The 12458-nt window shown below is 31.8% G+C and carries 8 protein-coding genes; 2 read left to right on the top strand and 6 right to left on the bottom strand.

Features of this window, described 5'->3' with window-relative positions:
* Window positions 1-186: 186 nt before the first annotated feature.
* Complete coding sequence (locus Q6H37_RS02950; RefSeq protein WP_318739094.1) at window positions 187-1335, top strand: aminotransferase class V-fold PLP-dependent enzyme; 1149 nt, start codon at window positions 187-189, stop codon at window positions 1333-1335.
* Window positions 1336-1493: 158 nt separating this feature from the next.
* Here Q6H37_RS02950 and Q6H37_RS02945 read toward each other — a convergent pair whose 3' ends face one another.
* The 6 genes from Q6H37_RS02945 to Q6H37_RS02920 form a co-directional block, all read right to left on the bottom strand.
* On the bottom strand, window positions 1494-2531 hold the full coding sequence (locus tag Q6H37_RS02945) for an aldose epimerase family protein (RefSeq protein WP_318739093.1): 1038 nt from the start codon (window positions 2529-2531) through the stop codon (window positions 1494-1496).
* Window positions 2532-2649: 118 nt separating this feature from the next.
* Window positions 2650-5043: a phosphoketolase family protein gene (locus tag Q6H37_RS02940; protein ID WP_318739092.1), complete on the bottom strand. Its 2394-nt coding sequence runs from the start codon at window positions 5041-5043 to the stop codon at window positions 2650-2652.
* 267 nt (window positions 5044-5310) lie between these two features.
* Entirely contained in the window at window positions 5311-6777 is a 1467-nt protein-coding gene (gene araA, locus Q6H37_RS02935) for an L-arabinose isomerase (RefSeq protein ID WP_318739091.1), read from the bottom strand.
* Window positions 6778-6796: 19 nt separating this feature from the next.
* Window positions 6797-7495, bottom strand: a complete 699-nt coding sequence (gene araD, locus Q6H37_RS02930; protein WP_318739090.1) for an L-ribulose-5-phosphate 4-epimerase — start codon at window positions 7493-7495, stop codon at window positions 6797-6799.
* A 441-nt stretch (window positions 7496-7936) separates the two neighbouring features.
* Window positions 7937-9292, bottom strand: coding sequence for a sugar porter family MFS transporter (locus tag Q6H37_RS02925; protein ID WP_318739089.1), 1356 nt, complete (start codon window positions 9290-9292; stop codon window positions 7937-7939).
* Between the two features lie 108 nt (window positions 9293-9400).
* The gene (locus Q6H37_RS02920; protein WP_318739088.1) at window positions 9401-11005 is read right to left on the bottom strand and encodes an FGGY-family carbohydrate kinase; all 1605 of its coding nucleotides are present in this window, start codon (window positions 11003-11005) and stop codon (window positions 9401-9403) included.
* Window positions 11006-11366: 361 nt separating this feature from the next.
* Between Q6H37_RS02920 and Q6H37_RS02915 the strand changes: the two genes are divergently transcribed.
* Complete coding sequence (locus Q6H37_RS02915) at window positions 11367-12455, top strand: GntR family transcriptional regulator (protein ID WP_318739087.1); 1089 nt, start codon at window positions 11367-11369, stop codon at window positions 12453-12455.
* Window positions 12456-12458: the final 3 nt, after the last annotated feature.

Here is a 12458-nt window from a genome sequence, read left to right as displayed (position 1 = left end):
TAAATATTATTCAACACAATTTATAACTTTTTAATAATTTTTACATAAATTATTTTAAATTTTCGGAAAATTTGACCATTTTTCAAAGTAAAATCCATATAAAAAATATTTTTATTAGCTTTAGCATTTCTCCTTATAATGTTATAATTACTTTAAAATTATAATTACTTAAGAGGTGGTACAATAATGAATTCTGTATATTTTGATAATGCCGCAACAAGTTTTCCTAAAGCTCCAGGAGTTGCTGAAAGTATGGTAAATTATATAACAAACATAGGCTGTAATGTAAACAGAGGTGCTTATGCTTCTGCTCTTCAAGCTCAACGAGTGCTTTTTGATACTCGTAATTTAATTTGTTCTTTTTTTAATTTTGATACTCCTGAAAATGTTGTGTTTACAAAGAACATTACTGAAAGTTTAAATATTTTAATTAAAGGTTTACTAAAGCCTGGTGATCATGTAATAGTATCTTCTATGGAGCATAATGCTGTCATGCGCCCACTAACCTCTATGGAAAAATCCTCTGTAGAATTTTCCAGAGTACCTTGTAATATCGATGGTACACTTAACGTAGAAGATCTTGATAAATACTTAAAGCCAAATACAAAAGCTGTAATTATGACTCATGCATCTAATGTATGTGGCACTATTTTACCTCTTATACAGGTCGGGGAATTTTGTAAGAAAAACAATTTATACTTTTTAATTGATAGCGCTCAAACTGCCGGATTTTTGGATTTAGACTTTAAAGCCCTAAATGCAAATGCCATAGCTTTTACTGGTCATAAGGCATTTCTTGGGCCTCAAGGTATGGGAGGGTTTATAATAGATACTAATCTTGTACCTCTAGTTGATCCATTTATAGAAGGCGGTACTGGAAGTGTTTCGTCCTCAGAAAAACAACCTGATTATATGCCGGATAAATTTGAAGCTGGTACTATGAATATTCCTGGAGTATTTGGATTAAATGCTTCACTAAACTATTTAAAGGATATAGGTCTTAATACTATAAGAGAAAAAGAACTTTACCTTACAGAACTTTTTATAAATAAAATTAAAAATGTGGACAACGTAAGATTAGTAGGCTTAGATGGAATAGAGAATAGAACTGCTGTTGTATCTCTTGATTTTACAAGCAGCGACAATGCGGAAGTTTCATTTAAACTATCAAGTGACTACTCAATACTTAACAGATGTGGTCTTCATTGCGCTCCGTCAGCACACAAAACCCTTAACACTTATCCTCAAGGTACTGTTCGCTTAAGCTTTAGTCACATTAATACAAAAGAGGAAATTAATTATGCTATAGATTGCATTCATAAATGTATAAAATAATTATGTGATATAAATTATACTTTAATTTTGAAGACTTTCAATGAAAAATAAGACTGACATACATAAAAAATATGTCAGTCTTGTTAATTCCAGTACATTCAAACTCAGTGACTTTTCTACCATATTAATGATACACTAAGATATGAAAAAACTACTTGCTATATTATAGTAAATTTATATTTAATATAATATTCCTCTTGCTTATTTGGTGACAATACTATATCTCCAAAGTTTTTATGATGTATTGAATCAGGTAATGTCTGAGCTTCTAAAGCTACTCCAAATTCAGGCAATACCTTCTTATTTTGAACATTCCAAATCTGATCTACAACATTAAGGGTATAAACCACTAATCCATTACGATTTGACTCAATATCAAGACGTCTACCTGTCTCATGATTAATTAAAGTTGCTATATTTCCACTATTACCTACCTTATAAGGATGATCAATACCACTTATTTTAAAATGTTTTTTTACATCTTTAACAGCCTGTGACAAATCTTTTGGTTTTCTAAAATCTAAGGGTGTTTCAGATACATCATTTAATTTGCCAGTTGGTACTAAATCATCAGCAAGTTCAGCATAAGTATCTGCATTAATTTGTAATGTATGTCCTGATAACAATTTGCTAAAATCATTATTTAAATTAAAATACGAATGAATTGTAGGATTAAAAAGTGTATAATCATCAGATATACCTTTAAAAGTAATTAGAACTTCATCACTATTAGTAAGTGTATATATTATTTTCACCTGTAAGTTTGCTGGAAAACCATCTTCTTCGGATTTAATTGTTCTATAAAAAATTATGCTGGTATCGTCTTTAGATTCTACAACATCACTATTCCATACCAATGTATCGAAACCGTTTTCTCCACCATGTAATGTGTTTTCTCCCTCATTTACAGGTACCTTATACAAATTTTCTTTAATTTGAAATTTACCTTTAGCTATACGACCACCAACTCTTCCTATGGCTGCTCCTAGAAACATGCTTCTATCTTTTAAATAACTATCTAAATTATCAAAACCTAATAAAACATTTGATAAGTTTTCTTGTTTATCTTTTACAAAAATTTCTGTTAATTTAGCTCCATAGGAAATACAAGAAACTTTCATTCCATTACTATTTATCATAGTATACTTTTGAATTTCTTTTTCTCCAACATATCCAAATAGCTCATTTTGAACCATGTTATTCATCTCCCCACATCATATTTATAAATAATTATATTTTTGCAAAAACGGAACTATTATACTAATTTCTTAGTATAACAGTCCCTATTTTATCATTATAATAATCTGTTAGCAATTACACATGCCACTGCCATTTAGCAACTTCAGGAAGGTCTTCACCAAAGTCACGAATATATTTATTATGTTCAACTATTTTGTCGTTCATTAATTGAACAAGGTGTGCTCCACGATTTCCAAGTTGAGGTAAATTTTGTACTACATCTTTTACAAGATTAAATCTATCTAATTTATTCTGAACACGCATATCAAATGGTGTTGTAATTGTACCTTCTTCTTGATAACCATGAACATGTAAATTATGATTAGCACGATGATAAGTTAACTGATTAACTAAATGAGCATAGCCATGGAAAGCAAATATAATTGGCTTATCCTTTGTAAATAATGTATCATAATCTCTTTCACTTAATCCATGAGGGTGTTCATTTTCAGGCATTAACTTCATCATATCTACTACATTTACAAAACGAATTTTAAGCTCTGGTAAATGTTCACGTAAAATTGTAACTGCTGCTAAACCTTCTAAAGTTGGTGTATCACCGCAAGTACCTATAACTACATCAGGTTCTTGTCCCTGATCATTACTTGCAAAATCCCAAATACTAGCACCCTGTTCTACATGCTTAACAGCTTGTTCCATAGTTAACCATTGTTGTCTTGGATGTTTTGATGTAACTAACACGTTGATTTTATGTTTAGTATGAAGACAATGATCAAAAACAGCAAGTAGAGTATTAGCATCAGCTGGTAAATAAGCTCTAACTATTTCTGGTTTCTTGTCTACTATATGACCAAGTAAACCTGGATCCTGGTGTGTATAACCATTGTGATCCTGCTGCCATACATTAGAAGTTGCTATTAAGTTTAATGAAGCTATATCCTTTCTCCAAGGAAGTTCTGAAGTTACTTTTAACCATTTTCCATGTTGAGTGATCATAGAATCTACAATACGAAGGAAAGCTTCATAGCTTGAGAAGAAACCATGTCGTCCAGTTAATAAATATCCTTCTAACCAACCTTCACATAAATGTTCACTAAGCATTGAGTCTACAATTCTTCCATCATGAGCCAAAAACTCATCATTTGGTTCATTTATTTCTGGTAACCATTGACGTTTAGTTCCTTCAAATAATGCCCATAAACGATTGGACATAGTTTCATCTGGTCCAAAGATACGGAAGTTACGATTTTCTTCGTTTAATTTAACCACATCACGTAAGTATTTTGCAAGTTCAATCATATCCTGTGAAGTAGTAGCTCCTGGAGTAGGTACATCTACAGCATAATCACGGAAATCAGGAGTACGAAGTTCCTTTAATAATAAGCCACCATTTGTATGTGGATTTGATGCCATTCTCTTATTTCCCTTTGGAGTTAATTCTTGAAGTTCAGGAACTAATCTACCATTTTCATCAAATAGTTCTTCTGGCTTATAGCTCTTTAGCCATTTTACCAAATCATCTAAATGTTCTGTGTGATAACGGTCTACTGGAAGAGGTACCTGGTGCGCACGGAAAGAACCTTCATTTGGAACTCCATCTACCATTTTAGGACCTGTCCATCCCTTTGGAGTACGTAAAACAATCATTGGCCACTTAGGACGAGCAGCATCATTATTTTTACGAGCATTTTCTTGGATTCTAAGAATTTCTTCAGTTACTATATCAAGTGTATTAGCCATTAATTCATGCATAGCTTTAGGATCTTCGCCTTCTACAAAATAAGGTTTCCATCCATTTCCTTCAAAGAACTTTTTCAATTCTTCATTAGGAATACGTGATAATATAGTAGGATTACTGATTTTATAACCATTTAAATGTAATATCGGAAGCACTGCACCATCTGTAATAGGATTTAAAAATTTATTTGCCTGCCATGAAGTAGCAAGTGGACCAGTTTCAGATTCACCATCACCAACAACGCAAGCAGTAATTAAACTAGGATTATCAAAAACTGCACCAAATGAGTGAGCTAAAGAATAACCTAATTCTCCACCTTCATGTATAGAACCAGGAGTTTCAGGTGCCATGTGGCTAGAAATTCCACCTGGGAAAGAAAATTGCTTACATAGTTTCTTTAAACCAGGAATATCACGAGCAACATTTGGGTAAACTTCACTGTAAGTTCCATCTAAATAAGAATTGGATACCATAACTTGACCACCATGTCCTGGTCCAGAAACATAAATCATGTCTAAATCATACTTTTTTATAACTCTATTTAAATGAGCATAAATAAAGTTTTGTCCAGGAATAGTTCCCCAATGTCCAACTACTTTTCCTTTTAAATGTTCAGGCTTCAAAGGTTCTTTAAGTAAAGGATTGTCTAATAAATATAATTGTGCTGCAGATAAATAATTAGCAGCACGCCAGTAAGCATCCACTTTTTTTAAGTATTCTGGTGTAATATTTCCTTCACCTGTATGTTCTTTTGTTGTTATAACTTTCATAATATTCCTCCTGATTTATAATTTTTTCACTGTAAAATCATCTAATGTCATATTTAACAAATAACAAGTGTTTTATTTTTGTTAATTGTAATCCACCATTTTATTATGTATTATAAGCGTTTTATTTTATACGTATATATTTTAAATTTTAAATTATTTATACGTACAAATTAGAATATTTTTTTGACAACTACGGAGCCATCACAAATTCCATAGTTGTCATTTTTTCTTACAGTATGATAAGCGTTACTACTAACTTTTAAATAATTATCTTGAAACTTCTTTAATAAGATCTCTTAAGTTAGTGTTTTTATCTATTATAATTGTTTCCAATCCAACCATACGAGCCCAATCATAAACTTGTTCACAAGTTAAAGCTAAAGTAAGAACAGTATGATGTCCGCCGCCAGCATAAATCCAAGCTTTAACAGCATCTGCAAAGTTTGGTTGTGGCTGCCATACCATCTTAGCTACAGGTAAATTAGGTGTATCTTCAGCAGCTTCAACAGCAGTTACTTCATTGATAAGCATACGATAGTGTGTTCCAAGATCAAGCATAGATATAGTAATACCTTCTCCTGTTGTTCCATTAAATATTAAACGTGCAGGATCTTCTTTTCCACCAATACCTAATGGTTTAACAACAACTCTAGGTTTGTCTGCTGCAAGAGTAGGATCTACTTCTAACATATGAGCACCTAAAATTGTTTCACTACCAGAATTTAATTCATAAGTATAGTCTTCCATAAATCCAGTTTTTTCGTTCTTAGTCATTATTTTAATTAAACGGCTTAATGCAGCAGTTTTCCAATCTCCTTCGCCTGCAAAACCATAACCTTCAGCATTTAAACGTTGAACTGCAAGTCCAGGTAATTGTTTCATACCATATAAATCTTCAAAGTTTGTAGTGAATGCTGTATATCCACCCGCACTTAAGAAATTACGTAAAGCAATTTCCATTTTTATTTGTTCTTTTACTTGTTTCTCATAGAATTCAGGATCATTTTCACCTGGTTCCATTATATAAAGCTTTTTAAATTCTTCATAAGTATCATTAATTTGTTTTTCCGAAACCTTATTCATTTCAGCAACTAAATCGCCAATACCAAAGTAATCAACTGTCCATCCAAATTGAATTTGAGCTTCTATTTTATCTCCTTCAGTAACAGCAACATTACGCATATTATCGCCAAAACGTGCAACTTTAATATCCTGGCTTAAAATGTAACCTACAGCTACCTGCATCCATTCAGCAATTTGCTTTTGAACATCATCCTTTTTCCAGTAACCTACTACTACTTTATTATGTTTATTTAATCTAGCATTGATAAATCCATATTCTCTATCACCATGAGCACTTTGATGTAAGTTCATATAATCCATATCTATTGTCTTCCAAGGAATGTTCTCATTAAATTGAGTTGCTAAATGCAATAAAGGTTTTTGTAATAATTTTGTTCCAGCAATCCACATTTTAGCAGGTGAAAAAGTATGCATCCATGTAATAACACCAGCTACTTCATCTTTGTAGTTTACTTCTTTCATAATGCTTGTAATTTTATCAGCAGATGTTGCTAAAGCTTTAAATACAATAGGATATGGTAACTTTCCACTTGCATTTAAACATTTTACAATTTCTTCAGAATTCTTTTTAACCTGAGCTAATGCTTCTTCTCCATATAAATGTTGACTTCCTACTACAAACCAAAATTCTAATTTTTTATTTTTTAACATCTTAATCATCCCTCTTTTTTTATTTTTTCTGTCCATAATATGCATTTTTTCCATGTTTTCTTTTAAAATGCTTGTCCAATAAAACTTGATTCATTCTAATATTATGAGGATTTAATTGTAATGAATGATATGTCATTTTTGCTACTTCTTCCAAAACTAATGCATTATGTACTGCATTTTCTGGATTTGTTCCCCAAGCAAAAGGGCCATGATCATTTACTAATACTGCTGGTATATTATTAGGATCAATATCATTATCTTTAAAAGTCCTAACAATTACATCTCCTGTCTGCTTTTCATATTCTGTATTTATCTCACTTGCAGTCATTTGTGGTGTTACAGGAATATCCCCATAAAAATAATCTGCATGAGTAGTTCCTGCTGCTTTAATAGAAATTCCTGCTTGAGCAAAAGAAGTAGCCCAAGGTGAATGTGTATGAACAACACCTTTTATATCAGTAAATTTCTTATATAAAACTATATGAGTTGGCGTATCACTGGAAGGATTTAAATCACCTTCTACAACATTGCCGTTTAAATCTACAACAACCATGTCGCAAGCCTTCATATTTGTATATTCAACTCCACTTGGCTTAATTACTATTAACCCCTTCTCACGATCAATTCCACTTACATTGCCCCAGGTTAATGTAACCAACCCATACTTTGGAAGCATTAGATTAGCTTCTAGCACTCTTTTCTTCAAATCCTCTAGCATAAAATTAATCCTCCTTAGCTGTAACTTTATTAATTTGTTTTAGATACTTAATAACATTAATATCTTTGCTTAACATTTAAATTTCTTTCTTGAATTATAATTTTAAGTCTACATCTTAAAAACGATTTTACATATATAATACTATTTATACGTATAACAGTCAATGTGTTTTCAAAAATTATACGTACAAATTTTAATTCTATTTTTTATCCTTATTTATGCAAAAACATTATATATTCACATTGATATTTAGTATCATTAGGAAGTTTAATTATGAAGGTTTTCTGAAATTTCTTATACCTTTATGTCTAAACCTATTTCTATGGATTGAAAGTTTTCCATGTCTTTAGTAAAATGTACGCACCTACTTATTATTTAATAGATATAATAAGTGAATTCATTTCAAGAGGTACGTACATCTGCTAAAAAAACTTAAATGAATTATGAAACTTTTCCAATAGAACGATTATATAAATACGTTTCAATTTCTTCTAATGATTTTCCCTTTGTTTCATAAAGAACATATTTTGCAAATAAGAATCCTATAACGCAAATTGCAGCAAAACCAAAGAATATTACAGATAAACCTACTGTTTGAAGTAATATTGGGAAGAATAGAGCAACTAAAATATTACCAAACCAGTTTACTGTTGATGCAATACCAGTAGCAATTCCTCTAACATTACTTGGGAACAATTCACCAACTACAATCCAGGTAACAGCAGCCCAAGAGTATGCATAGAAAACAACATACAAGCAGATAAAGAAGAATACAGTCCACATTGCCCATGTATGATTAGCTTGAGCAGAAGGATAAATTAATCCAACCAATAATAGACATACTCCCATTCCAATAGAACCTGACATAAATAGGCTACGACGTTTAAATTTATCTACTATCAATAAAGTTATAATAGTTGCTAACACAAAAACAACACCGATACCAACTGTACTAATAACTCCACCAATTGCTGAACCAAAAACCTTCTCTAGAATTTGTGATGAGTAATAAAAAATTGTATTTGCACCTTGAATTTGCTGTAATAGTGTTAAACCGCAACCTGCAACTACAGCAGGTAGAGCTGTTTTTCCAAACAAGTCTTTAAATGAACCTGAATCAGAATGTTTTGAATTAATAATCTCCTGATATTCAATTTGAGCTTCTTTAGAAGAACGTAATGTTTGTAACACCTGTAGTGCCAATTCCTTTTTTCCAATTCGAACTAAGAATCGTGGTGATTCTGGTAACACGAATGTTCCAAATAGCAGCACCATAGCTGGTACCATAGCACCACCAAGCATCCAGCGCCATCCTTCAAATACATTTGCAAATCCGTAATTTACGCCATATGCAATAAGCATTCCTACTGTTATCATTAACTGATTTAATCCCGATAGCTTTCCACGTGTTTCAGCTGGGCTAATTTCTCCCATATACATTGGAACCAATGCCGAAGCACCACCTACAGCTACCCCTAAAATAATACGAGCACCAATTAAAAAGCTTGTACTACTAGAAATACCAGATCCTATAGCACCAATTGCAAATACAATAGCACTCCACATAATCATTTTACGGCGACCAAAACGATCTGCTAATGAAGCCATTAGTGAAGCACCAATCATAGCTCCTACAAACAATCCAGAAGTAATTGCTCCTTCTAACCATGGATTAACTTGCCACGTTGTCTTAATTCCAGGTAAAGCACCATTAATTATTCCGATATCATACCCAAACATAAATCCTCCAAAAGCCCCAAAAAAGTAAATTAGTGCTGGAGATATTTTTTTCTTCATTGTAATTTTCCTCCTTACTCATTGGTTAAATAATATTTATTGTTTTCTTTAGTTAAATTAATTTCTAATATTACCTTAATTATATTTAACTATACATTTAGTATTCATTTAAATTAAATGATCCACTGCTGCTTGTTCAATAGGAATTCCCTTTTTATAGCGCTCCATGAATTTCTCAAAGCCTTCAACATCTTTTGGTTCAGGCTTTACTTCATCAGCTACATAACCAGCAAAAACCTTTTTTGATAGAAACTCTGACAATGTTATATTATTTTCCTTATTTTTCAAATAACTTGCCAATAGCGCAATTCCCCATGCACCACCTTCACCTGCAGTTTTCATAACTGATACTGGTGTATTTACTGCAGCGGCAACTGCTTCTTGTCCCACAATAGGTGTCTTGAACAATCCGCCATGACCAAGTAATTTATCGAGTTTCACTCCTTCATCCTTAAGAAGAATGTCCATACCAATTTTCAATGCTCCTAAAGAAGTAAAGAGGTGTGCTTTCATAAAGTTTGGCAAATTAAAATTACTTTTTGGTTTTCGTACAACTAGAGGTCTACCTTCTGAAACACCTGTAATGTTTTCACCTGCCAAATAGTTATATGCAAGAATTCCTCCACAATCAGGATCACCTAAAAATGCCTGACTATAGAGTCCCATATAAAGAAGGTCTTTTGGAATCTTAACATTTATTGCTTCAGTAAATTCATGAAATATATTTACCCAAGCATCTATATCAGAATAGCCATTGTTTGCATGAGCCATTCCCACTAAATCTCCTACAGGTGTTGTTACCATATCAATCTCTGGATGAACCTTCTTAAGTGGTTTCTCAAGAACAACCATAGCAAAAATTGACGTACCTGCAGATATATTTCCTGTACGTGGTGCAACTGAATTCGTAGCAACCATTCCTGTGCCTGCATCTCCTTCAGGTGGGCATAATGGAATTCCACTTTCAAGATTTCCACTTATATCAAGCTTTTTAGCTCCTTCTGGAGTTAAAATACCAGCACTTTCTCCAGCTACTAAAATCTTTGGTAAAAGTTTTTCTACATTTAATGAGTATTTCTTAACTTCTGGCAAGTTATTAAAGACTTTTAACATATTATCATCATAATTATGAGTATTCATATCAATTGGAAACATTCCTGATGCATCCCCAATACCCAAAACCTTTTCACCTGTTAATTGCCAATGAATATATCCAGCTAAAGTAGTTAGAAAATCTAATTTTTCAATATGAGGTTCATTGCAAAGAATAGCCTGATATAAATGAGCTATGCTCCATCTTTCTGGAATATTAAACTTAAACAGCTCTGTTAACTTTTTCGCTGCTTCTTCTGTCATTGTATTACGCCAAGTCCTAAATGGTACAAGTAGGTTTCCTTGTTTATCAAATGCCATATATCCATGCATCATTGCTGAGAAACCAATGGAACCAATTTTAGAAAGTGTAACTCCATATTTTTCTTTTACCTCAGCAAAAAGTTTTTGATAACTGTATTGCAACCCTTTCCAAATTTCTTCTAATGAATAGGTCCAAACCCCATCTTCTAAGCTTGTCTCCCATTCAAAGCTGCCACTAGCTAATGGTTGAAAATCATTTCCAATAAGAACAGCTTTAATACGAGTAGAACCAAACTCTATTCCTAGTGATGTCTTACCATTTTCAATTTCTTCTACTGTTTTTTCTTTTATAGTCACTAGAATGACCTCCTCTTAAAATATTAGTAAACGGTTTCTTTAGAATAAATATATCACTTATGTACGTACATGTCAATAAAAAAATGCAAAAAGGTACGTACATATTTTCTTCTTCATAGATTTTCTACCTCATAATTTATATTTATATAAAATCCCATTCGCTCCAACTTTTATTGATAAAACCTTACTACCGTCTCACTTTTCCAATTAAATTTTAAATTAACTGTTAAATGTCAATGCCTTTCACATTCATACGTATCAATCATAATTGCTGCTGTTTCTAAACATATGAACTTATGTTATAATACTTATGTTATAATATTCTATGAAAAAACATTTATTTTTTACAGGAGAACAACTAATGAAATACAAATATGAAGAAGTAGAAAAAAATATTATTGACTGGATCGCTGCAGGTAAATATAAAACACATGAAAAAATACCTACTGAGTCAGAACTTATGCAAATGTTCAATGTTAGTAGGCACACAATAAGAAAAGCTATAGGCGATCTTGTATCAACACAATATTTATATAGAAAACAAGGAAGTGGCATATATATTTCTGATTGGACAGAAAACAGAGAAAATCTTAAAAATACTAAAAATGTGGCTGTATTAACCACTCACATATCTAATTACATTTTTCCTAATATAATTAATGGTATGGAAGATATTCTTTATTCTCAAGCTTATTCTCTTTTGCTGTCTTCCACCAATAACAATGTTATGTTTGAAGACATAAACTTAAAAAACTTATTAGCACATAAAATAGATGGTCTTATTTTAGAACCAACTAAAAGTGCGTATCAAAGTCCAAATATTGCATACTTAAATAACATAATATCTAAAAATATACCCGTTGTAACAATAAACGCTTCTTATCCTGAAATTAATGTGCCTAGTCTTCGAACAGATGATTTTAAAGGAGGAAAGCTGGCAACAAACTACCTTATATCCTTAGGTCATAGAACGTTAATGGGTATTTTTAAAGTTGATGATTTGCAAGGTATAAATAGAATGAATGGATTTATTGCAGAATGTCAAGAGAACAATATTTCACCATATTCTGGGCAAATTTTGACTTATCTATCTGAGGAAATAGCTTCATCATTACCTTCTAAGATTGAGTATACATTAAAATCCTCAAAAAGACCTACAGGAATTTTTTGTTACAATGATGAAATAGCTTATATAGTGTTAACTATTGCTAACAAACTAAACATCAAAATTCCTGAAGAACTATCAATAATAGGCTTTGACGACTCACAGCTTTCAGTAATTATACATCCAACTTTAACTTCTATAACTCATCCTAAAGAACAAATGGGTAGAGATGCTGCTAATTTGATTGTTAAATTAATTAATAATAACAATCATTTTGATGCTAGTGATTCCATTCTTTATGATCCTGAGCTTATTATTAGAGAATCAACTTCTCCAATAAAATAACTT

It is taken from the genome of Clostridium sp. JS66 (genome assembly GCF_033561535.1).
Lineage (GTDB): Bacteria > Bacillota > Clostridia > Clostridiales > Clostridiaceae > Clostridium_AM > Clostridium_AM carboxidivorans.
Note: the sequence above shows the minus strand (reverse complement) of the source record. Positions and strands in the feature narration are given on the sequence as shown.